Source organism: Acetobacter fabarum, assembly GCF_029069195.1.
GTDB lineage: Bacteria > Pseudomonadota > Alphaproteobacteria > Acetobacterales > Acetobacteraceae > Acetobacter > Acetobacter fabarum_A.
The window spans coordinates 15,052-40,170 of sequence record NZ_JARDYK010000015.1 but is presented as its reverse complement, the minus strand read 5'-3'; the positions used below and the strand labels follow the sequence as shown (position 1 = coordinate 40,170).

24 protein-coding genes are annotated in these 25,119 nt (G+C 57.8%); 19 read left to right on the top strand and 5 right to left on the bottom strand.

Annotated elements, in window-relative coordinates; genetic code table 11:
* Window positions 1-276 precede the first annotated feature (276 nt).
* Genes PY793_RS13115 through PY793_RS13105 form a run of 3 tightly spaced genes read left to right on the top strand, consistent with a single transcriptional unit; the run spans window position 277 to window position 3,259 of the window.
* Entirely contained in the window at window positions 277-1,224 is a 948-nt protein-coding gene (locus PY793_RS13115) for an ABC-three component system protein (RefSeq protein ID WP_275178458.1), read from the top strand.
* The gene (locus PY793_RS13110; RefSeq protein ID WP_275178457.1) at window positions 1,221-1,469 is read left to right on the top strand and encodes an ABC-three component system middle component 6; all 249 of its coding nucleotides are present in this window, start codon (window positions 1,221-1,223) and stop codon (window positions 1,467-1,469) included. The genes PY793_RS13115 and PY793_RS13110 overlap by 4 nt, the downstream gene beginning before the upstream one ends.
* Window positions 1,466-3,259, top strand: coding sequence for an ABC-three component system protein (locus PY793_RS13105; protein WP_275178456.1), 1,794 nt, complete (start codon window positions 1,466-1,468; stop codon window positions 3,257-3,259). The genes PY793_RS13110 and PY793_RS13105 overlap by 4 nt, the downstream gene beginning before the upstream one ends.
* Before the next feature lie 387 nt (window positions 3,260-3,646).
* Here the strand turns inward: PY793_RS13105 and PY793_RS13100 are convergent, their stop codons facing one another.
* Entirely contained in the window at window positions 3,647-4,225 is a 579-nt protein-coding gene (locus tag PY793_RS13100) for a hypothetical protein (protein ID WP_275178455.1), read from the bottom strand.
* A gap of 300 nt (window positions 4,226-4,525) precedes the next feature.
* Here PY793_RS13100 and PY793_RS13095 point away from each other — a divergent pair, with 300 nt between their 5' ends.
* The 7 genes from PY793_RS13095 to PY793_RS13065 are packed head-to-tail and all read left to right on the top strand — an operon-like array spanning window position 4,526 to window position 13,768.
* Window positions 4,526-5,098 (top strand): recombinase family protein, encoded by a 573-nt coding sequence (locus tag PY793_RS13095; protein WP_275178454.1) that lies wholly within the window; start codon window positions 4,526-4,528, stop codon window positions 5,096-5,098.
* A 34-nt stretch (window positions 5,099-5,132) separates the two neighbouring features.
* The gene (locus PY793_RS13090) at window positions 5,133-5,273 is read left to right on the top strand and encodes a hypothetical protein (protein WP_275178453.1); all 141 of its coding nucleotides are present in this window, start codon (window positions 5,133-5,135) and stop codon (window positions 5,271-5,273) included.
* A gap of 2 nt (window positions 5,274-5,275) precedes the next feature.
* Window positions 5,276-7,402, top strand: coding sequence for a type I restriction-modification system subunit M (locus tag PY793_RS13085; protein WP_275178452.1), 2,127 nt, complete (start codon window positions 5,276-5,278; stop codon window positions 7,400-7,402).
* Window positions 7,399-8,703: a restriction endonuclease subunit S gene (locus tag PY793_RS13080; RefSeq protein WP_275178451.1), complete on the top strand. Its 1,305-nt coding sequence runs from the start codon at window positions 7,399-7,401 to the stop codon at window positions 8,701-8,703. Before PY793_RS13085 ends, PY793_RS13080 begins: the two co-directional genes overlap by 4 nt.
* Entirely contained in the window at window positions 8,700-10,118 is a 1,419-nt protein-coding gene (locus tag PY793_RS13075; protein WP_275178450.1) for an AAA family ATPase, read from the top strand. Before PY793_RS13080 ends, PY793_RS13075 begins: the two co-directional genes overlap by 4 nt.
* Window positions 10,119-10,154: 36 nt before the next feature.
* Window positions 10,155-10,748, top strand: a complete 594-nt coding sequence (locus PY793_RS13070; RefSeq protein WP_275178449.1) for an HNH endonuclease family protein — start codon at window positions 10,155-10,157, stop codon at window positions 10,746-10,748.
* Complete coding sequence (locus tag PY793_RS13065; protein WP_275178448.1) at window positions 10,745-13,768, top strand: type I restriction endonuclease subunit R; 3,024 nt, start codon at window positions 10,745-10,747, stop codon at window positions 13,766-13,768. Before PY793_RS13070 ends, PY793_RS13065 begins: the two co-directional genes overlap by 4 nt.
* A gap of 389 nt (window positions 13,769-14,157) precedes the next feature.
* Here the strand turns inward: PY793_RS13065 and PY793_RS13060 are convergent, their stop codons facing one another.
* Entirely contained in the window at window positions 14,158-15,597 is a 1,440-nt protein-coding gene (locus PY793_RS13060; protein ID WP_275178447.1) for a DUF6880 family protein, read from the bottom strand.
* A gap of 275 nt (window positions 15,598-15,872) precedes the next feature.
* Here PY793_RS13060 and PY793_RS13055 point away from each other — a divergent pair, with 275 nt between their 5' ends.
* The 8 genes from PY793_RS13055 to PY793_RS13020 all read left to right on the top strand — a co-directional run bounded on the left by PY793_RS13055 (window position 15,873) and on the right by PY793_RS13020 (window position 22,635).
* Complete coding sequence (locus PY793_RS13055; RefSeq protein WP_275178446.1) at window positions 15,873-16,553, top strand: DNA methyltransferase; 681 nt, start codon at window positions 15,873-15,875, stop codon at window positions 16,551-16,553.
* Between the two features lie 336 nt (window positions 16,554-16,889).
* On the top strand, window positions 16,890-17,306 hold the full coding sequence (locus PY793_RS13050) for a hypothetical protein (RefSeq protein WP_275178445.1): 417 nt from the start codon (window positions 16,890-16,892) through the stop codon (window positions 17,304-17,306).
* 652 nt (window positions 17,307-17,958) lie between these two features.
* Window positions 17,959-18,276, top strand: coding sequence for a DUF736 domain-containing protein (locus tag PY793_RS13045; RefSeq protein WP_275178444.1), 318 nt, complete (start codon window positions 17,959-17,961; stop codon window positions 18,274-18,276).
* 210 nt (window positions 18,277-18,486) lie between these two features.
* Window positions 18,487-18,687: a transcriptional regulator domain-containing protein gene (locus PY793_RS13040; protein ID WP_275178443.1), complete on the top strand. Its 201-nt coding sequence runs from the start codon at window positions 18,487-18,489 to the stop codon at window positions 18,685-18,687.
* 70 nt (window positions 18,688-18,757) lie between these two features.
* Window positions 18,758-19,264, top strand: coding sequence for a DUF2285 domain-containing protein (locus PY793_RS13035; protein WP_275178442.1), 507 nt, complete (start codon window positions 18,758-18,760; stop codon window positions 19,262-19,264).
* Between the two features lie 271 nt (window positions 19,265-19,535).
* Complete coding sequence (locus PY793_RS13030; protein WP_207847031.1) at window positions 19,536-19,796, top strand: helix-turn-helix transcriptional regulator; 261 nt, start codon at window positions 19,536-19,538, stop codon at window positions 19,794-19,796.
* Complete coding sequence (locus PY793_RS13025; RefSeq protein WP_275178441.1) at window positions 19,796-20,911, top strand: replication initiator protein A; 1,116 nt, start codon at window positions 19,796-19,798, stop codon at window positions 20,909-20,911. Before PY793_RS13030 ends, PY793_RS13025 begins: the two co-directional genes overlap by 1 nt.
* Complete coding sequence (locus PY793_RS13020; protein WP_275178440.1) at window positions 20,836-22,635, top strand: DUF3363 domain-containing protein; 1,800 nt, start codon at window positions 20,836-20,838, stop codon at window positions 22,633-22,635. Before PY793_RS13025 ends, PY793_RS13020 begins: the two co-directional genes overlap by 76 nt.
* A 33-nt stretch (window positions 22,636-22,668) precedes the next feature.
* Here PY793_RS13020 and PY793_RS13015 read toward each other — a convergent pair whose 3' ends face one another.
* From PY793_RS13015 to PY793_RS13005, 3 genes are all read right to left on the bottom strand, one after another.
* Window positions 22,669-23,157: a DUF4411 family protein gene (locus PY793_RS13015; RefSeq protein ID WP_006560424.1), complete on the bottom strand. Its 489-nt coding sequence runs from the start codon at window positions 23,155-23,157 to the stop codon at window positions 22,669-22,671.
* Window positions 23,154-24,362: an XRE family transcriptional regulator gene (locus PY793_RS13010; RefSeq protein WP_275178439.1), complete on the bottom strand. Its 1,209-nt coding sequence runs from the start codon at window positions 24,360-24,362 to the stop codon at window positions 23,154-23,156. Before PY793_RS13010 ends, PY793_RS13015 begins: the two co-directional genes overlap by 4 nt.
* 108 nt (window positions 24,363-24,470) lie before the next feature.
* Window positions 24,471-24,683, bottom strand: coding sequence for a helix-turn-helix domain-containing protein (locus PY793_RS13005; RefSeq protein ID WP_244191816.1), 213 nt, complete (start codon window positions 24,681-24,683; stop codon window positions 24,471-24,473).
* Window positions 24,684-24,826: 143 nt separating this feature from the next.
* Here PY793_RS13005 and PY793_RS13000 point away from each other — a divergent pair, with 143 nt between their 5' ends.
* On the top strand, window positions 24,827-25,117 hold the full coding sequence (locus tag PY793_RS13000; RefSeq protein WP_086643302.1) for a DNA -binding domain-containing protein: 291 nt from the start codon (window positions 24,827-24,829) through the stop codon (window positions 25,115-25,117).
* The last annotated feature ends 2 nt before the right edge of the window (window positions 25,118-25,119 follow it).

The following is a 25,119-nucleotide window of genomic DNA, read 5'->3' as shown; positions in this document are numbered from 1 at the left end:
AGCTGATGCCAGCCATCTCCCTCCAGAGGGCCACCTGAAGGAGACAGCCGCATCAAACTTATCACAAACCCAGATCCGCCCGACACAGCAAGCGACTTTTTCAACAGAATTGCCCTCATCCCGGACGTTGTGGACGTTGCAAGCTTATGCCAAAAGCAGATATTATGCGTAGCCGCCAGCTTTGAAAGGTGTGCCCTGTTACTTGAAGCGTGAAGGTTTCGCGTGCATGGTTCCTCCTTGGATGGCAATGTGCCAAAATAAGGACGGAAGTGGACTTTGACCTACTCGTTATCGCGCAAAAAAGCCATCCGGGCGGCACTGGAGCTAAAGCTGCGAAGGGCGAAGGGAACGCGTCTTCAGGAATTCCTCGCGGAACTTATGAAGGTGATTCACGGCGATAATTTCCAAGCCATTGGCACAGACTACTCTCGCGGTGACCTCCAGTGCGATGGACTTCTGTTCGAGCCGCTGACTATTTTTGCCTGTTACGGGCCAGTCAATGCAGGCGCTAATGCGACCGAAGCCGCTATGAGGACAGCCGTTGCCAAGGTCGATACAGACTTTGCTGGAGCTTTCGAAAACTGGCCTATGCTCAAGGAATGGAGGTTCGTCCACAATTATGTCGAGCAGCCACCTGCGCAAATCGTGCAGAAGATCTTAGAACTGCGTGTTCAACATAGGGCGATCACAATCAGCTTGTTCGGAAAGGACCAGTTCGAGAGCGCGCTACTTTCCCTTGATGCCGAAACGATCACCGAACTTGTCGGAGATGCCGCGAGTGACGAAGATTTTCGGGCGCTCCAACCATCCATCGTACTAGCCGTCGTCGAGAGCACCATGAAAGTGGTGGACCATCGTCAAGCTCCTGACGATGCCCCTCTGGAAGTTCCACAGCAAAAGCTGCACTTCAACGGCCTGACTGCACATTCGCAAGACCGGATTGTGAAAGGTATGCAAAACGCTACCCGGGTAGCCAAGTTGATCCAAGATCATCAGGATCCCATGCTCGAAAGTGATCTTGCTGGCGCCTTCAAGGCTAAGTATTTAGAACTGAAGGCACAGAATCTTGACCCCGATGATATTCTCTTCAATTTGTATGATTTCTCGGCTGGCGGAGGCAGAACTTCCGCAGCACTTGACGTCGCTATATGGAGCCTGTTGGCCTATCTTTTCGAGAAATGCATGATTTTTGAAGATAAGCCCGTAGTGACGGTAGCGGCATGATCCTGCCGACCAAGAACCTCCATCCTGACAGAGCACTCCTCACGATAGGCGGGGAAATCCTTGCCGTTCTTGAGCAAGGTAGTTCTGTGTCCTCAGTTTGGGAAAGAGTGCGGACGCGCAGGGCGGAGTGTGAGAACGCTGCGCCGCTGCCATTCGACTGGTTCATTTTGGCTCTGTCTTTGCTTTATGCCATCCAGGCTATCGATCTCGATGGGGATCTGCTGAGCAGAAAGTCTGCGATATGATCCGCTCCATCAGCAGCACGTTGTCTTCGTTTAAGGCTCTCAAATTCAATCCTGGCCTTAATATCCTTTTGGCTGATGTCTCCGAACGCTCTACCGACCGTCATACCCGAAATTCGGCAGGTAAGACCAGTCTGGTCGAAATCCTTCATTTCGTGCTCGGTAGCGATGCTGGAAAGGCGTCGCTATTCAGACATGAGGCGCTAATCAATCATAGTTTCACAGTAGAACTTCTGCTCAGAGGGCGTTGGGTACGTGCCACCCGCTCCGGCGCCAGCGATGATAAGATAACTTTGACTTCGGCTGATGCAGAGCCACTGAGTTTTGTTCCACCGCAGGATCTGTTCGATAGAAACGATGCGGTGACCACGATCTCGCTCGAAAGCTGGAAGGAAATCCTTGGCTCTTTCTGGTTTGGACTGCCAGCGCACCAGCGAGATTCAAGCGCAGACACCAAGGGTGCTCCTACTTTTCGGCAGTTGGTAGGATATTTCGCCCGCAGGCGAAAAGTAGGCGGACTAAGCAGTATTGAGAAAAATTTGGGGGATCAGCGGCCGAGCAGCTGGCAGGTTTCCCTGTCTTATCTGCTGGGCCTTGACTGGCGCGTTGCCCGTAAATTCCAAGATATGCGGGATCGTAAGAAGGTAATTGATGCACTGAGCAAGGCAATCAAGGGTGGAGATCTGGGCCAGATATTTGGTTCCACTGCCGAGATCCGACCCGAGCTGGCACGGATCGAAGAGCAGGTTGAGAAGTTCCGTGTGCAGGTTGAAAACTTCCAGGTCCATGAGAGCTATCGCGAACTCGCCGCTCAGGCTGCTGTGTTGAAGGATCGCGCCAGCGAAATCACCTTCGCACTTGCCGAAGCAGAGTCGGCAGTGGACTATATTATCAAATCGCTCGAGCAGGAGACACCACCTGGCTATGCCGATGTAGAACGGCTCTATGCGGCGGTCGGTATCGAACTTCCTGACGTCGCATTACGCCGGTTCGAGGAGGTGAAGGCATTTCAGGCCTCGGTCGCGACCAATCGACGCATTTACCTCCAAGAGCAGATTGATGACATCGTCGGACAGCGAGACGATCTAAAACGCGAGCTTCAAGACGCGGCGGACAGCCGAACTAGCATCCTTCAGACGCTTGAGGGCAAGGGAGCGTTTGAAGATCTCATTCGTCTGCGGGAGCAGTTTGGAGAGCAGGTGAGCCGCGCTGAAACCCTCCGTAGTAAACTTCAGCACGCCGCTATGCTTGAAAACAGTAAAGCTCAACTCAAGGCCGAGGCCGCGGATCTTGAGCTAGCGCTCCATTACAGCTTCGAGCAGGCCGAAAGCAGTATCAAACGGGCGACCGTTCTGGTCGATCATGCAATCACAAAGCTCTATGATGATCGTACCGGCAATCTGATCATCGAAGCGTCCCGCACCGGCCCGAAATTTCGGATTGAGATCCAGGGCGGCGGTAATAAGGGCGGAATTGATATGATGAAGATTTTCTGCTTCGACACCGCACTTCTTCGTATTGCGTATGACCGCTTTGAGCCGGGGCCCCAAATGCTCGTGCATGATAGCCACCTGTTCGATGGCGTGGACTCTAGGCAGGTCGCACAGGCGCTGGTATATGGAATGACAATCGCCGACGACGTGCAAGGGCAGTACATTGTGACACTCAATAGCGACGAATTCGACGCGGCCGACCGCGCAAGCGATGTTTCGTTGAAGCCTTACGTGAATCAGGTGAAGCTAACTGACGACGAAACTGGTGGTTTATTTGGATTTCGTTTTGATCTTGAATAGATCGCATACGTTCAGCGCATGTTGTGCTGTTATAGAAAGAAGTAACTTTCGAAGAAACTACAAAAATCGCCTGACTGGTCAAGGCGAACGCGAAAGCTGTAGGCTTGCTTCCGCCTCATGGCAGACGCTTAAGCTTTCTGGAGCCTGTCTCAGAAGCGGACTTTGGTTTGCGCCCGGCCACCCAGCGTCGCTGCGACCATCATAAAGGAGTTCGGGATATTGGCGAGCACCGTCCGCATTACTTTTTTCTGCCGAGAGGAGGCGCACATCCTGCTGTGATCTATTACGTTTCCTGACGCTAGTCGTAGGATTTTGGTAGCGTATTGACCTTGTGCCCCAGTCATCAGTGATTTTGGCCTGCAGACGAAGACATAATACCTTTTCCTCCTAGCCATCTTCGGCATTGGGACTGACAGTCAAAGTATGATCACGAACGAAGCGTATCTCCGACATGCTTTGCACTTGTTCAAATAGACGTTCTCTAGTCGCCGATATAAGGGTGCTAAACCACGCAACCAACGCCTCCCGCTCGGCAAAAAATGCCAGCGCATCGTCGAAGTCCAAACGTGGCATCATTACCTGCTTGTTTTCCCAACTGAAGCATTCGGTTGTGAAGCTAATGCGCTGCCGATCCGCGTCGGAGTGAGCTACGACCTTGTTACGTCGCTCTAACAGTCGCTCATGCAGAGCACGTTCGTCAGAGTTGGGACTAATATTGATCTGTTTAAAACTGAGTATAGGTAAATTGTTAGCATTTGCGAAGGCGCGCCCATAGGCAATTACAGCAGTGTCTTCAAAACATCGATAGCGCCGTCGCTCGACGCGAGTAACGAGGCAATCCTCGTCAAGTTCACACATAAATTCTACGGCGCTGCATGCCATCTGGAAATCAGCGAGAGACTGAACCAACCTGATCTGCCGCGGCAGTAGTTGTTCTGCGGCACCGTCTCTTATATTTTTTTCCAATTATATTTCCCCTTTAGTACCGATAGAATAGATCTCCTTATAGGATTTAAGGAATAAGACCCGAAAGCCAATGGGAATAATTCACTGGACACCAGACTGCCCAGATCAATATGAGATGGCGTTTTCCGCCCTCATGGCGGACATGCGAAAGAGCGATTTGATTTCCGCATAGCGGACAGCCAAGAAATGTCCATTAAACGGTCATTTTCTGGACAGGTTGAAAATGGACATTCCGGACTAGCCGAACGGCATCCGCTAGGTTAGCATTGCCGTCAAGTTTTCAATGTTCCGGTTTCGTCAATGAATCAGCGTATTGGATATGCGCGGGTCTCCACGGAAGACCAGCATCTGGATCTACAGCGCGACGCGCTTCAGCAGGCCGGGTGCGGTGTCATCTATGAAGAGGCCGCGAGCGGTAAGAGCGCCACACGCCCTGAGCTTGAGCAGTGCCGCAAGGCTCTCCGTAGCGGCGACACGCTCGTGGTGTGGCGCTTAGACAGGCTTGGTCGCAGTCTACCCGACTTGGTGCAGATTGTGGCCGATCTTGAACGCAGCGGCATCAGCTTCGAAAGCCTAACCGAGAAAATTGAGACCGGCAGTGCTGCTGGAAAGCTCGTTTTTCACGTGTTTGCTGCCCTAGCGGAGTTCGAGCGTAGCCTGATCCGCGAGCGCACCCATGCTGGCCTAGCCGCAGCGCGCGCTAGAGGCCGCTCCGGCGGCCGCAAACCCAAGCTTGGGGAGAAGCAGGTCCGCGAGATCAAGGCGCTTCTGCGCGACCCGGACATTCAGGTTGCAGACGTGGCACGACGTTACGGCGTTTCCCGCACCACTTTGTACAAGTATGTCGGTGTCGTCGCGCCAAATCATCCATGACCTTCATCGCTTATAACAGCATCCAAAGAATCGCATGAATGCTGCACCGGAGATCACATTGAGTATCGAAAAAGGCCTCTCGGCCGTCGCCGACAAGATGCGCCGCGCGCTGAACGTCGGGGTATGCAAGCACATTGCGATTGGCCTGCATAAGCACAAGAAGATAGTTCAATAACAATGAATATTAATTTTCAGCAACTCGCCAATTTCATCTGGTCGGTGGCCGACCTTCTGCGCGGCCCTTACCGTCCGCCACAGTATGAGCGCGTCATGCTACCGCTCACCGTGTTGCGCCGCTTCGATGCCGTGCTGGCACCGAGCAAGGTGGCTGTTCTCAAGCGGTACGAGCAGCTCAAGGCGAAGAACATCCCCAACATCGACGCCATCCTCAATAACCTGGCTAAAGATGAGGACGGCACTCCGCTGGGTTTTCATAATCACAGCCAACTTGACTTCCAAAAGCTCAAGGGCGACCCGGATAACATTGGTCGTCACTTGGCCGACTACATCGCCAGCTTTTCAGAGGAAGTCCGCAAGATATTCGAGCGGTTCGAGTTCGACAAGGAGATCGAGAAGCTCGAAGAGTCCAACCGTCTCTACCAAGTGGTGTCCCAGTTCGCCGAGATCGACCTGCACCCTAAGCGGGTGGACAACATCACCATGGGTCTGGTGTTCGAAGACCTGATCCGGCGCTTCAACGAGGCCGCAAACGAAACCGCCGGCGACCACTTCACCCCGCGTGAAGTTATCCAGCTCATGGTCAACCTACTGCTGGAGCCCGACACCAGCGTGCTCACCCAGGCCGGCGTCATTGTTACCATCTGCGACCCCGCATGCGGTACTGGTGGTATGCTGGCCGAGGCGCAGAACTGGATTCGCGCCCACAATGAACAGGCCACGGTCAAGGTCTTCGGGCAGGATTACAATCCGCGCTCCTACGCGGTGGCCGCCTCCGACCTGTTGATCAAGGGCCACAAGGACGGGCAAGTGGTGCTGGGTAACACCCTTACCGACGACCCGTTTTCGGACTTCCGCTTCGACTACCTGCTGGCCAATCCACCTTTCGGCGTGGACTGGAAAGCTGAGAAGAAGGTCATCGACCGCTGGCCTAACTTCCGTGGCTACAGCGGCAAGCTGCCACGCATCAACGACGGCGCCCTTTTGTTCTTGCTCTACATGATGAGCAAGTTCCAGGACTACAAGCCTGGAATTCGCGACAAGCCTGGCTCGCGAACGGCCGTCGTCTTCAATGGTTCGCCATTGTTCACTGGAGGTGCCGGCAGCGGCGAAAGCGAGATCCGCCGCTGGATCATTGAGCGCGACCAGCTCGAAGCCATCGTCGCCTTGCCTGAGCAAATGTTCTACAACACGGGCATCGGCACCTTTATCTGGGTGGTCACCAATCGCAAGACCGCGCACCGCAAGGGCAAGATCCAGCTCATCGACGCCCGCGAACGCTACGCACCAATGAAGCGTAGCCTGGGTGACAAGCGCCGTTACCTCGACCAGGCTACGCTTGATGACGTCACCCGCGAACACGGCGCGCTGGAAGACAGCAAGACCAGCCGCGTCTTCGACAATGCCGAATTCGGGTACCGCCGCATTACCGTACTGCGCCCGCTTTGCCTGCGCTTCCAGATCACCGATGAAACGCGGGAGCGCTTCCTCAACGTCTGCCCCGAGCTGTTCGACGCGCTGCAGGCTGTGCAGGAAGATCTCGGCACCGAGCCGCTGCTGGACTGGAATCAGGCGTGGGCCGCCGTGCAGCAGGTCTTCAAAAATCTGCCCGGCGACGTCGAAGGCTGGGCCAAAGGTGCCAAGGGCGCCGCGCAGAAGAAAATCTTCCGCGACTGCTTTACCACCACGGACCCCGAGGCCGCACCGGTCATTGCCAAGCGCCACAAAAAGGGCGACGTTGTCATCAGCTCGGAGTTGTTTCCACAGCAGACGTTACCGGCGCTTGAATCGGCAGGCCTTTATGCCCTGCTTGGACTGCACCGCGAGGGTAAAACACTCTTGGAATACGAGCCCGACCCCACGTTGAAAGATGCAGAGAATATCCCGCTCAAAGAGGACATCATTAGCTACGTGTTGCGTGAAGTGCGCCCCTACGTGCCAGATGCCTGGGTCGACCGCGAGACGCTGGATGAGCAAGACGGAGGCATCGGCAAGGTGGGCTACGAGATCAATTTCAACCGTGTGTTCTTTGAATATCAGCCGCCGCGGCCGCTGGAAGTGATCGATGCAGAACTGGCTGGCGTAGAGCAGCGGATTCTGGATTTGTTGCGCGAGGTAACAGAGTGAGCACTGCCCATGCTTTGCCTCAGGGCTGGACGACCATCCCGCTTCGTTACGTGTGCAAGTTGAATCCGTCGATTGCCTTCGATGGGTTCGATCAGGATGACGATCTTACCTTCCTGCCCATGGACAGAGTGAAGAGCGGGTACTTCATTCCGAATACAGACAAGTTCTCGAAACTCGCTTCGTCCTATACCGCCTTCGAGGACGGCGACATCGTGCTGGCAAAAGTCACGCCATGCTTCGAGAACGGCAATATTGCAATTGCCGAAGACCTGGTAGGTGGTAAAGGATTCGGTAGCTCGGAGCTGTTCGTAGTTCGGCCAGATGGGGCTGAGCGGAAATTCCTCTTCTACTACTGCCAGTCTTCGTCGTTTAAGCAGGACGGCGAAGCTTCGATGACCGGTGCAGGTGGCCTAAAACGAGTGTCCCCTGATGTCCTCCGTGAGCATCGTTTGCCTTTCCCTAGCTTGGATATTCAGCGTCTCATCGCCAACTACCTCGACCGCGAAACCGCCCGTATCGACGCGCTGATCGACGAGAAGGAACGTATGCTAACGCTGCTGGAAGAACAGCGAGCCGCCCTCATCAGCCGCTTCGTCACCCGCGGCCTCGACCCCAATGTCCCGCTCAAACCTTCAAATGCTCGTTGGTTTGACAAAACCCCTATGGCTTGGTCAGTGGAAAGACTGAAATGGATCATTCAATCGGTTAGCTCTGGTGTCAGCGTCAACGCAAGTGACCAGTCAGTTGAAGGGGATGGCTTTGGGGTATTGAAGACCAGCGCTGTTGCTGGCGGGGCGTTTTTGCCAAGAGAAAATAAGTCTGTCTGGGATACCGAATACGAGCGTTTGGCCTGTCCGGTGACTAGAAATACCATCATCATGAGTCGCATGAACACCCCAAACCTTGTTGGGGAAAGCGGATATGTTGCCGAGGATTATCCAAATTTGTATCTCCCAGATCGACTCTGGCAGATCAATTTTGATGTTGGTCGTGTTTTTGTGCCTTTTATGTCGTTACTTCTAGCGTCCAAAGAGGCACGCCACGCATTGTCTGCAATGGCAACAGGAACAAGCCCAAGCATGAAAAATCTGGCGATTGAAGAAATGGTCAGCCTACTTGTTCCGGTGCCATCACTTGAAGAGCAAAAGTCTATTTATGAGGAAGTAGCTAGACGGGAAGCCACGATCGTGCCGCTAAAGGATGAGTTGGCAAAATCCCTCTTGCTACTGAAAGAACGTCGCGTCGCACTGATCACCGCCGCCGTTACCGGCCAGCTCCCGCTGGAGGAGATGACCCAATGAAACTTGAAAGTCTTGGACTGACTGCTTTTCGAGGGTTTGATCGGCTGGATATCAATTTTGACGAGCGGTTGACCGTGGTTGCCGGTGTCAATGGCGTTGGTAAATCAACCATCCTGCAGGCTATAGCGATGGCGTATTCCCATTCCTTGCCGGAATTTACGGTTTCGCGAGAGAAAGCATTGCCGGTACTTGATGCCGACATACAGCAAGGTAAGTCCACCTGCATCATTGAAATGGAAAGCAATGGCTTGGGAGCTGCGCAGTTAATCACCTTCTTATTAAAGGAAAGCCTTGATAAGGGTGAAAAGCTGGCGCTTGGGCATAAGCAATCCCAGATGAAGAAGGATTTGGCTCGGCTGGAAAAGGGGGCGCCTGATTACAAAAACCTAAAAAATGAGATCACTTGGATAAACAAGCGACTGGAAGGAAATTTTGAGAAGCGTTTGAACTGGCTTTTTGCCGACACTCATGAAACAGAGGCAAGGCTGAAGCGCCACCTGAAAAGCAGCCCGACACAACCACTTGTTGTCTACTACTCAACACACCGCTTACTTTCAAGGCTTCCGACAAAACTTCAAGGCACATTGCCTTTCAAGCAAGGGGCGGCATTCTCAAAATCGCTGACGCAACTTGAGATATCGCTGAACGAATTTGCGAAGTGGCAACGTGCCATATTCTCGCCCCGCGTGCTTCGAAAAGAAACTGGGCAGTATGGGGAACGGATTATGAAGCTGCTTCAGGCAGCTATTTCCAGCCTTATGCCTCAGATCAAGGAGTTTGGATTTCATGAAGAAAACCCTCCTCGTTACTCTGTCACGAAAGACGCGACGATGGCTGAGCAGGCCAGCGGTAAAAAAGTCGGAAAGCAGTTATTTTTGGGGCAATTATCCGACGGCGAGCGAGGTTTGATTGCTTTGGTTTTTGACCTAACCCGCCGTCTTGCTATCGCCAATCCTAATCTCGAAAACCCAATAGCCGAGGGTGAGGCGGTGGTGCTGATCGACGAGATCGAGCTGCACCTGCATCCGAAGTGGCAACGCGAGGTGCTGCAACGTCTGCGCGACACCTTCAAGGCTTGCCAGTTTGTTGTGACCACTCACTCGCCACTAGTGTTGGGCGAGGTGCCTGCAAGCTGTGTACGTTTCCTCGAAATTGTGAATGACAAAGTGAGTGTCACCGTGCCCACTGAGGCCTATGGCATGGATGCCAATCGTATCCTGCAGGAGCTCATGGGCGCCCCGGTGCGTAACCGCGAGGTAGACGGGGAACTGAAAACCCTCTTCGATCTGATCGACCAAGAGCGTTTCGACGAGGCGCGTGCCGCCATTGCGGAGCTCGAACGCAAGCTGGGCGGGGCCGAGCCCGAGTTGACCCGGGCCAGTTCGCTAATCCGCTTTCTAGAGGGTGCCGAGTAGATGCGGACCATCCAGAAGGGGCGGGAGCCTGCGACCTTGACCCAGCATCGCCAACAGCCGCATTCCGACTACGACAATTACGCCGACAAGGCGACTTTGCGGCAGGCGCTGGTGACCGAGCAGCACGGCCTGTGCTGCTACTGCCAGTCGCGCATCCGGGCCACGCCCGAGGGCATGAAGATCGAGCACTGGCAATGTCAGGCCGACCACCCCGAGCGGCAGCTCAATTTTGGCAATCTGCACGGTGCCTGTCTGGGCGGGCAAGGCCGTCCCGAACGCGAGCAGCATTGCGATACGCGCAAGGGCAATGACGGCCTTTGCTTCAGCGTATGCGACCCGGCGCACCCCATCGAGCACAAGGTTCGCTTTTTAGGCGATGGCACCATCAAGGCAGACGATGTTGCCATCGAAGAAGCCCTCAACGAGGCGCTCAACCTGAACCTGCCGCTCCTAGTGAGCAATCGCAAGGCGGTGCTCGCAGCGTTTCAGCAGCGCCTGCAGGTCGGCCGTCGCGTTGATCCGGCGCGTGAGCTACCCAAGTGGGATGGCAGCGAACCTGGTGACTTGCCCGAGTTCGCACAGGTGGTCGTCTATTGGCTACGAAAGAGGCAAGCGAGGGCCGCCGTATGAAGCGCACCAGTGAGGTCGCATTCGAAACCGCGATCGAGGCGGTCTTGCTGAATGAGGGATATATGCGGGTCGATGCCAGAGGCTTCGACCGCGAACGCTCGATTTTCCCCGATGAGGCGCTGGCCTTCATCCGCGCCACTCAGAGCAAGGTGTGGGAGAAGCTGGAGGTCCTGCATGGCGGGCAGACCGGTGAGCGAGTGCTGGAGTCGCTATGCAAGTGGCTGGATACCCATGGCGTCCTGGCCACGCTGCGCCACGGTTTCAAATGCTTCGGGCGCACGCTGCGGATTGCCTTCTTCCGGCCCGCCCACGGTCTGAATCCGGAGCTGGAGGCGCGCTACCAGGCCAACCGGCTGGGTCTGACCCGCCAATTGCATTTCAGCCCAAAGTCTGAGAAGTCTCTGGATGTGGTATTGTCGGTCAACGGCATTCCGGTGGTCACGCTGGAACTCAAGAACCCCTTGAGCGGCCAGACGGCGACGAATGCCATTCACCAGTATCGCCATGACCGCGATCCGCGTGAACCAATCTTCAAGTTCACCAAGCGCGCGCTGGTGCACTTCGCGGTGGATACTGAAGAAGCGCACATGGCCACGCGCCTGGCCGGTACCTCCACCTACTTTCTGCCCTTCAATCGGGGCATGGATGGCGGTGCCGGAAACCCGCCCGACCATGGCGGCCGCAACTACAAAACGGCCTACCTGTGGGAAGAAGTGCTGCAGCGGGACAGCCTGCTCGACCTACTTGCCCGCTTTCTGCACCTGAATGTGGAAGAGAAAACCACAGGCGACGGTAAAAAAGTGCGCAAGGAAAGTCTGATCTTTCCGCGTTACCACCAGTTGCAGGCGGTACGCCAGATGGTGGCAGCTGCCGCAAGCGAAGGCGCGGGACACAACTATCTGGTCGAGCATTCAGCCGGTAGCGGCAAGAGCAACACCATTGCCTGGTTGGCGCACCGCCTTTCCAGCCTGCACAACGAAGGCGACGAACGGCTGTTTGACAGCGTGGTGGTCATCACCGACCGCGTGGTGCTGGACCGTCAGTTGCAAAACACGATCTACCAGTTTGATCACCGCCAGGGCGTGGTGCAGAAGATCGACGAGGACTCACGCCAGCTCGCAGAGGCACTCGAAGCGGGTGTGCCCATTATCATCACCACGCTGCAGAAGTTCCCGTTCGTGACAGGGCAACTGGCCAAGCTCAATGAGGAACGCAGGGAGGGCAGCCAAAGCCATCTGCCCACGCGCAGGTATGCAGTGATCATTGACGAAGCACACAGCTCGCAATCAGGCGAAACGGCTACCGAGCTCAAGGGCGTGTTGGGCGGTGTCGAGCTGCGAAAGAAGGCGCAGGCGATGGCTGAGGAGGAAGGCGAAGTGGAACTGGAGCGGCTGTTCCGTTCCATGGCCAAGCGCGGCCACCAGCCGAACATGAGCTTCTTTGCCTTCACCGCCACGCCCAAACACAAGACGCTGGCGATCTTCGGTCGCAGCGGTGAGCCCTTTCACCGCTACACCATGCGCCAGGCCATTGAGGAAGGTTTCATTGAGGACGTGCTGAAGAGCTACGTCACCTACAAGACCTATTACAAGCTGATCAAGAAGGCCGAAGACGACCCCAACGTCGAGCGCAAGAAGGCGGCTAAGGCGCTGGCCCGCTTCATGCGCTTGCACCCGCACAACATCGGCCAGAAGACCGAGGTAATGGTCGAGCATTTCCAACAGTTCACCCGGCACAAGATTGGCGGACATGCCAAAGCGATGGTGGTGACCGGATCGCGTTTGGAGGCGGTGCGCTACAAGCAGGAGTTCGACCGGTACATTCAAGAAAGGGGATACCCGATCAAGAGCCTTGTGGCGTTCTCGGGTACGGTGGAAGACGACAAGGTTCCAGATAAGTCGTACACCGAGGTGGAGATGAATGGCAGCCTGAAGGAAAAGGAGTTGCCTGACACCTTCGCAAAGCCGGATTTCCGCGTGCTGCTGGTGGCCGAGAAATACCAGACTGGTTTCGATCAGCCGCTGTTGCACACGATGTTCGTGGACAAGCGGCTGGCGGGCATTCAAGCCGTGCAGACATTGTCGCGCTTGAACCGGACACACCCACTGAAGGACGATACCTTCGTCCTGGATTTCGTCAACGATCCCGACGAAATCCAGCAGGCCTTCCGTCAGTACTACGACGGCTCGGTGATGGGCGAGCAGGTCGATCCGGACAAGCTCTACGAGGTGAAAGCCGAATTGGATGCCTCGGGCATTTACCTGCAAACCGAGATTGTCGAGTTTGCGCATGTGTTCTTTGCTCCTAAGCGCCGCCAGAGCCCCGGTGACCACAAGCAGATGAATGCGATTCTTGATCAGGCGGTCGCGCGCTTTGTGCAGTTGCAGAACACTGAAGAAGACGAAGCAGAATTGTGGCGCGGCAAGTTGCAGGCATTTCGTAATCTGTACGGTTTCCTGAGTCAGGTGATTCCCTATCAGGACAGCGATCTGGAAAAACTCTTCACCTACCTTCGCTATCTCGCGCTGAAGCTGCCCAAGCGCAAGAGCGGGCCAGGCTATCAGTTCGACGAGGAGGTCGAGCTCGATTACTACCGTTTGCAGAAAATCAGCGAAGGCTCGATCAGCCTCAGTGAGGGTTACGCCAAGCCGCTTGACGGCCCACGAGAGGTGGGTTCCGGCATGGTGCATGAGGAAGCCGTTTCGCTGTCACGCCTGATCGACATCATCAATCAGCGCTTCGGCGGCGAATTGAATGATGCAGATCAATTGTTCTTCGATCAGATCACTGAAGCCGCAAGCCAGAACGAATCCCTGCAGAAGGCAGCAGAGGTCAACTCCCTGGACAAGTTCCAGCTCGTATTTCGGCAGGTCCTTGAGTCATTATTTATTGAGCGTATGGAGCTGAATGAAGAACTGTTCACGGACTATATGGGCAAGCCAGATATGAGGGAGCTGGTGTCCAAGTGGCTGGGCAGCCAAGTTTACGCTCGTCTTTCGGATAAGACCCCGGAGAACTAAATGTGCCGTCGAGTCAGCATGTGCTTGGTGGCTGTGGATCTAGAACCGAGATTGATAATGACTGGCTCGCGAGTGATTTTCAACGCCACACAGCTATCGGCGTAAAAATCTCACGATCTTTCCTGCGGGAATGGTATTTGACATGGTATCAATGTTGAAAATTTACGTAATCATCTGATTAATAATGAATAATTTCCACTATTAATGATTGAGTGGGAATAATAAATAAAAGCCACCAGACCCCGGCGGGGGGCTCTCTCTCTGCCCCTTCTAAGGTCATATTTTTTACTGAGAACAATCGAAGGCCGACGTCAGTCCGAATGAATGTCCGCTGTCTTGATTTCCAAGCCACAACCGGACATTCCGCTGCCCCCCATTGCGGTCTTTAACTATTCACCGACCAGCGTCCAGAATCCCAGCTTGCGTTTATGCTGCGCTTTCAAGCGGATCATAAAGGCTTCGTGGGTTTCCATGCCGTTTGGCGCTGTCAGCATTGGTGCAAGCAGTCGACAGGAGGCGAGATCCTTGGCGGCGTAGGGATAGTAACAGGAAAGCGCCTTATCCAGAACGGCCTCGACCAGCAGGCGGTAAAGAAGTGTCGCCTCGTTGGTATATGATTCAGACAGACGATCGGCAGCCGGACGGAGTGTCCCGTAATCACGCCCGTCCAGCTCTGTCGTATGCTCCCGCACGAGACGGGCAGCTGCGTCGAGCGCTGGCCATTCAAGAAGAGTGGAAAGGGCTACGCCCCTGACCGGGAAATTACGGATGTGATTGAGTGCCTGCTCTTCAGCATCGATCGCATCGTAATCGCTGAGATGGCGTTGGTACGCCCGCCAGTGTGGCAGGCTCAGGCGTTCCTGAAAGACTTTCCATCGCAGGGACTGGGCCTGGTCGCGGTCGCCTACGGCTTCGCGCGCTTCGATCCGAAGGTCATCGTTTTCCCAGCGGAACCGGGATGTCTCATCGGTCTCCCGGTCGAGCCACTCGAGCGCCTCATGGGCGCGCTCCTTGTCCAGCAGCCGGCGTGCAACATCGCCGATAGAGGCGGACTGACGTTCACTCAGGCTGACTGCTTCGATATAGGCATCAACGTCACTCATCGCGTCGGCCAGATCCTTCAGGTGACCGAGGGTCTGCATCCGCCCGATGTCGGTACGATAGTCTCCCTTCGCTTTTGAAGCGGGAAGGTCGTGCAATCGTGCAAGAAGCGTGCTTCTGAGTATGGCCGCGCCCGCAGTCCCCAGTGCCTCGCCGCACGATGCGATCAGGTGGTCACACGTGCCATACCCGTCGTTATCGAGAAGCGTGAGCAGATCTCTGACGGTGACAGCCGGATCCCGGCCAGTCTGTCGTCCCCAGAGGGTGCCGAGGTCGGAGGCCGCTTCGCGAAACACATCTGACAGGTAACCGGAACTGTCATCAGAGCGCTCATAGACGGAAGGAGCAAGTTCCACGAGAATACGCATCGCGGAAATGGCCTGTCCGACATCCGTCGTTGCAACATCATCGAGAATGGATTGCCGCAAGGCATCGAGTTCCGTGGCGAGGGGTTTGATCCGGTCCCAGGGTAGGAAACCACGGGAACGCTGGATCGTTCGCAGCCTCTTCTCGATCTCCTTGCCGAGCCTGTCTTTCGCATGGGCGGCTGTCAGCGCCATGCGCAGCTTCCGGGTGAGCACGGCATCCTGTTCCGACAGTTCGACCAGAAGGTCTGCAAGCCGATCCGCACCAAGGGCTGCCAGATTTTCTTTCGTGACGGTCGTGCCGACTTTCGCTGATGCTGCGGATTTGCGGGTGGCAGGTTTTGTAGAAGGAGTGCGGGCCATGAATGCAGATTATGACAGTGACACAGGGGACGCAATCAAATGCCGTTGCCATGAAAAAGAGGAAAAAGCTAATGGCTCCGCCCTCGCGCCGGAAAGGGTGCGCGTCAGCGCGCTGACGCCGCCCGATGGGGTTTCCCCGATCTTCCTGCGCTGCGCTCCGTGCAGACCGGGCGATACCCCTCCCCATCGGTCGCCCTTGCCGTTGCTACCCCGCTGCTCGCCGCGAGGCAGAGGAACAGCGGGGGCTGTTCCTCGCGGAACAAAGGGCAAAGGCCATGACCGGCAACACCACCACGGCGACCGATTTCCGCAACACCATTCTCAACGGCGACAGTGTGCAGCTTATGCGCGCACTTCCACGCAATGCGGTGGACTTCATTCTGACCGACCCGCCTTACCTGGTGAACTATCAGGGCAGGGACGGGCGAAGGGTCCGCAACGACGATAATTCCCGCTGGCTCCGACCCGCCTTCAACCAGATGCACCGTGTCCTGAAATGGGGCGGGTTTGCCGTTTCGTTCTATGGCTGGAACCGCATCGACCTGTTTGCCGATGCCTGGAAGGCGGCGGGGTTCCGCATGGTCGGGCATATCGTTTTTCGCAAGTCCTATTCATCCTCTTCCCGGTTTCTCCGGTATGAACACGAAAGCGCCTACCTGCTGGCCAAGGGAAATGTGACGCCGCCAGCAAAACCTATCCCGGATGTGATCGACATGCCGTATTCGGGAAACAAGCTGCACCCGACGCAAAAGCCGGTGGCGGCACTCCTTCCCCTGGTGGAAACCTTCTGCCCGGTGGGTGGGCTGGTTCTGGACCCGTTCGCCGGTTCGGGTTCGTCCCTGGTGGCGGCACAGCATCTTGGGCGTGACTGGCTGGGCATGGAACTGGACCCGGACCACGCGGCCACGGCAACCCGTCGGCTGGCCTGGCACGGGACGGGGAGGGCGGCGGCGTAAGCCGCCTCTTTTCTTCACCCCACCGGCTGGCAGGAAAATCGTGCCGATCCATTGGGATCGGCGCGTGCGGCGCTCGCCGGCTGGGCCGGCTCGCGGAGAGTATGGCCGGAAAGAAGGCGTTTCTGGTGTCGGGGCTACAACGCTGCCAGTACAACGCGCCGCGTCCACGGCGCGAGCGGCAGGCGCCAACAGGGGCGCCTCGGTCATAGTCCGGCGCGCTCCGCGCGCTGTCCTGATCGTGAACCAATGGTCGGAAAGTCTACTTCTATTTCATGGATATTCCTGAATCGTCGCGGCATGTGTGCGGTGTTCCTCTTGGTGGAAAGGACACGATCCATGCTGCTTGGTCTCGGTATTATCCTCGGTGTCGCTGGTATCGGCCTCCTGTGCTGGCTTCTGTTTCTGTGCGCGGTCTATGCCGCGCCCCTGTTCGTGGCGGCGATGGTCTGCACCATACTCTACGATCATGGCGTGCTGTCCGGTGCCCATGCCATTCTCGCAGGCATCGCCGCCGGGATCGTGGTGCTGGCGACCGGTCAGGCGATCCTCGCCTCCTCACGTGATCCTGCCCTGCGGGTTGCGGTATCAGTGCTGCTTGCCCTGCCAGCCGCGCTGGCGGGGTTCGGCACGACGCTGGGTTTCTGTGGCATGGGCGACATGAGCGCCATGCCGGCCTACCTTTTCGCGACGTTCGGGGCGCTGTGCGTCGGTGGAGCGGCATGGTCCCGGCTTTGCGCCATCCAGCCCGCATAAGCTCCTGGCGTCAGGATCCCTGATCCGAACGGATCCAGAAGCTCAGAGTGGGGCGGTCAGTCCCCGTTGCGCGAGTACGGGCGAACCAGGGTTCAGGATAGGGCAGCGCCTTCCTTTCAGCGAGAGATGCCCGGCACTGGCCCAACCGGAGTAAAACGGCGACCAGCTTCGGTGCAGAAAACGCATGCCGTTCTGCCGGCGTGATAGGCGGCCCCGCGTCAACGTCCGGTCTGTCGAGCAGGAAGAACCCGAAACATGGTACCGGCCAACGGATTATCCCGGCGAGGGATACGGTTCGATCTGCATGTTGTCGGGAAACGGATATCTCCCCCACACCCTGCGCCCCTGTCATGGAACACGACGGTCTGACCTGTCTCCCACAAGGCTGATGGTGCCGCACACCATGGCCTCAGACAATGGCCGATCTGCCCGAAGACCGGCTTCGCCTCGCCCGGCTTTGGCGCAACGGCGGCCCGCAACTTTCTTCCCCTGCCGGCTGCGCCGTCATTCCTCGCGAGACAACAAAGTTCCGTGCCGCCGTCCTTCGCGTTGCTCCGGCCTGCAAGCAGGTGCGCCGCCGGTCGTCTCCGGGCTGTCGATGGCCATCGAGGCCGTGGTGGTCGCGGCCCGATACAAGCCAGGAGACAGGATAATGATCATCGGTTCATTCAAAAAGGTCGGCGAGGGGTACGAAGGCGAAATCGTCACCCTGACACAGAAAATCCGGGGTATCCGCTTCGTGCCCGAAGCCAACCGGGCCAGCGACAATGTTCCCAACTTCCGGGTGCAGATCGGCAAACTCGAAGCCGGGGCCGCCTGGATCAAGCACACCACGGACTGGCGCGAATACCTCAGCGTGAAGCTGGACGATCCGACCCTTCCCGGTCCGATCTTTGCCAGCCTCTTTGAAGAAGAAGGTGGCAGCTATAACCTGGTCTGGAGCCGCCAGCGCCCGCGCAACGGGGACTGATCACCCCACACAGGCCCTTCCCGGTTCAGCCGGGAAGGGCTTTTCTCTGCCGCCGGGTTACACGGTCCGGACAGCGATCGCGTCAATGTTGTTCATGCCGCGCGATCATATGATCTCCAATTGCCGGGTTCTCCACGGGTGGCGGGTCGTGGATACTGAACGTCCGGGCAGGCGTCGCCACCCGTTCTCAGACAAACGAGGGAGGGCGTCATGCCCGGAGCACACTGGCACGACCAGGCGCGGTACGAGTATCTGCGCAACGCGATCCCGGCGGAACTCGGCTGGGAATATCTTCGGCGCAATCGTCGCTATCGCGACGAACAGCGCGTCTGCGCGGACCTGTCTCCCGACGATCCCGCCCAGGCGGAATTCGCCCGACGCTGGGGTCCGCGATTTCGCCGCCGACCCTGATCAGCGCTTCAGCGCGCTGACCGCGCTCTGGTCGCGTCTGACCCTGCCGACAATCCTGGTCATCCGGCCATTGCCGCCAGCTCAGACACTGACCCCGCGCCGTCTCGATCTCCAGGCGCTGTCCGATGTGCGTTTCGTCGAAACACACGATGGAATCTACATCTGTTGTGTCTGTGCTGGCGTGACCTGGCAACTCTGGATGGAACACCAATGGCCGGGGCCGCACCATTATGTTTTCGAACTGACCTATGACAGCTTCACGCCGTTGCGGGCTCACGAGACAATCCGCTTCTGGCGGGTGCTTGCGGGTTTCCCGGATCCCGGTCCCTGGCACAGGATGTCGGCGCAGTCCATCGCGCGCCACATTCTCGCCCTTCGTGTCAAAGACGCTCTTGTCATGGGCGTCAGCGAAAGGGTGATTGCCGATCGTCTGCTCGGTGAACCGACGGCGCGCGCCTATGACTGGCCTGATATTTCCGGGCGCGGGCGGTTCCGTCGTCTCAAGCATCTGGCGGACCGGCTGATTGAAGGTGGTTACCGCGATCTCATGGGCTATCCGCTGTCGCGTCGCAGGTGAGTGCTGGGCCGCATTCGTCCGCATTGTTTTGCCCCTGATTTTCATGACGACTCCCTGACGGCAGCGAAGCACAAAAAGCTGTTTTGCCAGAACGTATTTTCGAAGGCGGGCGGCAAACGACGGCGTTCAGGTGGTGAAAAGGACGGGTTCCTGTTTCGTTTCATGGACGTTTTTGTCGTCGGTAAAAACGTCCATTCCCTGAGCCGCCGATTATCCATCAGCCTCCCTCCAGTCGCCCCGGTCCTTGCCGGGGCTGCATGGAAAGGGAGACATGGTCATGGCGATCGCACCACGCCTGATGCGTGTTCGTGAGGCGGCCCGGTTTCTGGGTATCTCGCTCCGCACGCTCGAAAAACACCGCACCTACGGCACCGGGCCGCTCTACCGGAAAGTCGGCGGGCGGGTTCTGTATTCCGTCGAGGACATGATGGCCTGGACCGCCGGGGGAGCGCGCCATTCACCGTCGGAGGCGACGTCGAGCCGTGTCTTTCCGGCGCGCCCGCTCACCCCCGAAGAACGGGAGAGCCTGTGATGGCCGCCGATGAGAGCTGGCGGGAGCCAGACCGTCGCTTCGTGGTCAGCGGTCCCGCCCGGCCCCGTGATCAGCGCGATCTGATGGGGCGACCGTTCTTCGCGCTGGCCCGGCGTCCGCGCTTTGAGCCGGTTCGTTACCGGTCCCGACAGATCGATGTGATCGTCCGGGCATCGGCGGACGAAGGTATGGCCACAATCTGGGATGCCGACGTGTTGCTCTGGCTCGCGGGCCAGATTGTCGAGGCTCTCAATCATGGCCGCTGGGTGTCACGCCATATCCGCTTCACGCCGTGGCAATTGTTCCACGATCTTGGCTGGGCAGACGGTGCACACCAGTACCGCCGTCTTCGCGGTGCTCTGGTGCGTCTGGAGACCACGCGGGTCGCCACCAGCCTACGCAACCTTGCCGACTGGCCAGCGCAATCCTTCGCCTGGATCAGCGACCTGGGAATTTCCAGAACGGAGGGTGTGTCGCTGACCCTGCCGATCTGGTTCATGGAAGGTGTTTGCGACTGCTCCCGCGTCCTCACCCTCGACCCCGCCTATTTCCGGCTGGCCGGTGGCCTGGAACGCTGGCTTTACCGTCTGGCGCGCCGCCATGCCGGTCGGCAGAAGGCCGGGTGGACGTTCGATGTGGCGGAGCTTCATGCCCGGTCCGGCAGCCTCACCCCGTTGCGCAATTTCATGATCGATATCGGCACCATAGTGCACCGCCAGAGTATTCCAGGATATGATTTTCAGCTCGTTTCCGGCGGAAAACCGGGAGTCCTGCGCATTGTTCCAACGGGTCGATCCACAGTGCCTGGGGAAAACCATGCGGATCCTACCGTTGCTTCAGGTGCGGAATTACCGTTGCTACAGGTGCAAAAACCCGGAGTTTTCTCTCGCGGATGCGTGCGTCTGTGCGGCAGTCGGGTACGTCCCGGTCGTTCCGAAATCATGCCACCTCCGGCCCGAATACTGCAGATGGCCCAGGCGGTACTGCCCCACGTCGCGGCGGGCGATCCGGCGTCCGGAAAGGACGTGGCGCCGCCTTCGTGCGGGCACGGCATCTCGCGGGCTGGCAGCACGCGAAATCCGGTAGTCGCCGCGTTATCGTCAAGTCGCGCATGATCCGTGGGCCGGGCCGTGATGGCAGGGCGCGCGCGCACCTCACTTACATCCAGCGCGATGGCACGTCCCGCGACGGGCAGCGGGGGCAGCTTTACGGGCCGGAGACCGATCGCGCCGACGGCGATGCCTTTCTCGAACGCGGGCAGGACGATCGGCATCAATTCCGCTTCATCGTCTCGCCGGAGGATGCCGAGCAGATGCAGGATCTGACCGCCTTCACGCGCGACCTGATGACGCGGATGGAGGCGGATCTCGGCACGAAGCTTGATTGGGTGGCGGTCAATCATTTCAACACCGGCCATCCCCACGCCCATATCGTCATCCATGGCCATGACGACCATGGGGAGGATCTGGTCATCGCCAGTGATTACATCACTCAGGGGATGCGCGAACGGGCGACCGAACTGGTGATGCTGGAACTGGGTCCGGAGACGGCGCTGGAACAACGCCGCAAGCTGGAGAATATGGTCGGGCAGGACCGCTTCACGCGCATCGACCGGCAGTTGCTGGCGTTGGCGGAAGACAGTCCGATCGACATGCGCGGCGATCAGGGCGGCGATCATGTCCTGCGCCAACGGCGGCTTGCGAAACTGGAGCGGATGGGCCTCGCCAGCCAGGTCGAGCCTGGTGTGTGGACGCTCGCGCCGGAGATGAAGAAGACGCTGCGCGACCTTGGTGAGCGGGGTGATATCATTCGTGCGATGAACCGGGCGATGCGCGAGCAGGAGCGTGCGCCCGATCCCGGTCTGTTCGTCTTTCATGGTCCAGCGTCGCGCGACACGGTGGAGGGGCGGATTCTTGACCGTCATCTCTCTGACGAGCTGGGTGAAAAGGTGGGCCTGGTCATCGACGGACTGGATGGGCGCACCCATCATGTCGCCGGGATCAGCCCAGGCGCCCTGGAAGGCGTGCGGAATGGGAGCATTGTTGCGGTTGGCCCGGAGATTTCCGGCCCCCGCCCAGCCGACCGGGAAATCGTGTCGATCGCGGGGCGTGACGGTGTCTATCGCGCGGACGCACATCTCGCCCATGTGCAGTCCATGTCCCGTATTCCCGGCGGCGATGCGGACGTCTATGTCGCTTCCCATGTCCGGCGGCTGGAAGCCCTGCGGCGCGCCGGTGTCGTCGAGCGGATCGAGGACGGGCGATGGCAGATCCCGAGCGATTACCTGGAGCGGGCTGCGGCGTACGATACGAACCGTGCGAAACAGATGTCCGTGCGTGTCCTGTCCAGCCTCGATCTCGAGGCCCAGATCACGGCGGATGGTGCGACATGGCTGGACCGTGGATTGCTGTCGCGCGGGAAATCGAACGTCGTCGATGCCGGGTTCGGCCACGATGTGACCGTCGCCCGACAGCGGCGTCAGGACGTGCTGGTCGAACGGGGCGACGCCTGGCGCGACAGGGAGGGGCGCGTCCGCTACCGCAATGGCCTGCTGGCGGCGTTGGAACGGCGGGAACTGGACCGTATCGGCCAGGAATTGGGGGCATCACGAGGCACGTCGTACCGCGTTATGGCGGACGGGGAGAAAATGCGCGGCACGCTGAAGGAGAAGGTCCGGCTGGCCAGCGGCACCTACGCGCTGGTCGAAAACGCCCATGAGTTCGTACTGGTGCCCTGGAAGCCTGTCATCGAGAACCGGATCGGGCAGGAGATTGCCGGTATCATGCGCGCGGGCGCCATGGACTGGCAGTTGGGACGGCAGCGGGGGCTGGGATTGTGACGATACGTAATCCTACATTGAATTTGTGCAGGATTATTTGATTGAGAAATTCAATTCCCTGTAGAGGATGAAATCATTAATGCACGTTACGCCAAATGTCTTGCATATATCGGGTATTTTTCGGCGCGAGCGTGTTGCGCTTGGTTTGGAACCCTCTTTTGTGACGACGATGCGATCTGGTTTGACCATAGCTGCGGCAATAAGAAACGGGTCGCGGCCGATCTGTTCCATCTCAACGTCATCCAGATCAGGTGCATATCCGAGAGCTAATACACGCTGCACAGTGGCACGATCAGGGCTTTCCTCAAGAACTAAAGCCTCCTTTACGTCCGCCCGTTTTAGCCACTCAGCGAGCGGACCGTTCGAAGGCGTGACTTCATTATAGATTTCCAAGGGTATTTTCACGCAGTTCTGGCTTCCCATTTCCAGAAGCCATTCCCAGAACTGAGGAATTCGGTCGATCGGATAGTAGTCTCCGTGAGCACGAATCAGGACGTTTGCGTCGAGCAGATAGAGCGTCATGCAGCGAAGCTTCGCTCTTGAAGAAGGGTGTCGACAGACGTCGGACGCACGCCCAGAATCTTCGCAGCTCTTGTGTGGGTCAGTGTTTCGCCCTGGAGCGCACGACGAACCACATTCAAAAGGCTTGTTCCCAGGCGATGGCGACGAACCATGTAATACGAAGGACCACTACCAGTTGATTTCGACGTCCGTTGCTTCTGTTCCCGCCAACGTGCGGCGAATACCTGAAACACAGCTGCCGCAAGTTCATCGGAAATCTTGCCCGTGCTCGCGAGACGGTAGGTGACCACCGCCTGACTGACATTCCATGTCTGGGCGATATGGGCGGTCGCCGTGATAACTTCCGCTACATCGGCGTTATTCAGATCGGGGAGGAGCGGGTCGGTTTCTCGAGGCAGGAGAAACTCCCCCGCAACCTTGTTGCAGAACCGCTCGATCGCGTTTTCAGATACGCTTCCAAGTGGTCCGCTGATACCGCTTTCACCGATCCAGAGATGTGCGAGTTCGTGCATCAGCGTGAAGGCGCGCGCAGGAGCCGCGTCATTGTCGTTGATGACGACAAAAGGTGCGACGTCGTCCGCCAGGGCGAACCCACGAAAGATGTTCTCACCGATATCGGAATGATGAGAACCAAGATCGCCCAGCAGAAGGACATAAATCCCCGTCTTTTCCGCTGCCGCGCGGAGCAACGTGAATAGTGCTACCGGATCTTTCGCCGCCCGCTGCTCATCTACAGTGACGGCCAGTGCAGCCCGGATCGAAGAGACGACTGGCTGGGAGCCTCTTTTCATGGTCGCCGATCCAACGAATGGGAGGCGTAGCTCTTCGTCCTCGTCTTCCAGCACTTCGCGGAGGAGTTGTTGGCGGGCTTTTACGTCCCGAACCAGAGCGTCGAGCAACGCATTCTCTCGAACCGATCCGCGACTCCCGGCGATTGTACGAAAGTCTTCGCCCCGTTCTCCGCGCTGTGGAGGATGGGGAAGGTAGAACGATACCAGAGGACGCCGATATGCTGCAGCCGCTTTTTGGAGAAGGGTCTCAGTCAGGGGGCGCTCGCCCATTTCGATTGCGCGCAGTTTCTCGACGGCTGTCAGCTTCGCGCTGTCCTTCAGCGCAAGCTTTTCCGCTGCCTCCTCAAGGGATAGCCCTGCGGTCTCCCGCGCCCAGGTCATCATCCCAGGATTGATTTGCACGGTGTGGGCCATTGACTCTCAAAAATTATGCCGTCTGTTGTGACTGGATGATCGTACCTTGTGCGAAGAGTACTGCCAAGCGGTGAATGCGTGCGATGCCGGCTGCCGCTCTCATGTGAGCTAATGGTTCATCTTGGATGCGTCGTCTAGCGCGGCAAGGATGACGTTTCCATTGATCCCGATGGCGGTCGTGATGTCGAGAAATTCGATCACGTCGATCCGGCGCTCGCCGGTCTCGTATTTCGCGACGTAGGACTGCGGCTTGCCGAGCCGCTCCGCCAGCGTAGCCTGGGTCAGCCCCCTGCCGCGCCTTGCTGCGATCAGCAGTTCCATGAGACGGTGCTGTCGCGGAGAGCGCAGCGATTTCGGCATAGGGTGCGGTTCCGGCTGAAACTGAGGAACCGTCCCAATAATCCCGTATCGGGATTATCCCATTTCAGGATATGATCTGCGGACCTGAAGGAAAGGGCAGGATCATGACGTCCCAACCCGATAACGGAGCCGCTCCATCCGATGAGGCGCCGGACTGTCCGCTGCTGACGGCGTACGACCATCTCCATCATGTCACCTATCTCCGCCTTCTTGACGCCGAGGAAGCAGGCGCCGACTGGCGGGAGGTGGCACGGATCGTGCTCGGTCGTGATCCGGCAATTGACAGGGATGGCGCGCGCCGATGCTGGGACTCGCATATGGCGCGGGCGCGCTGGATGCGCGACACCGGTTACCGCCAGCTCCTGACCATTCCCGGCGGAAAGACGCCGCATTGAAC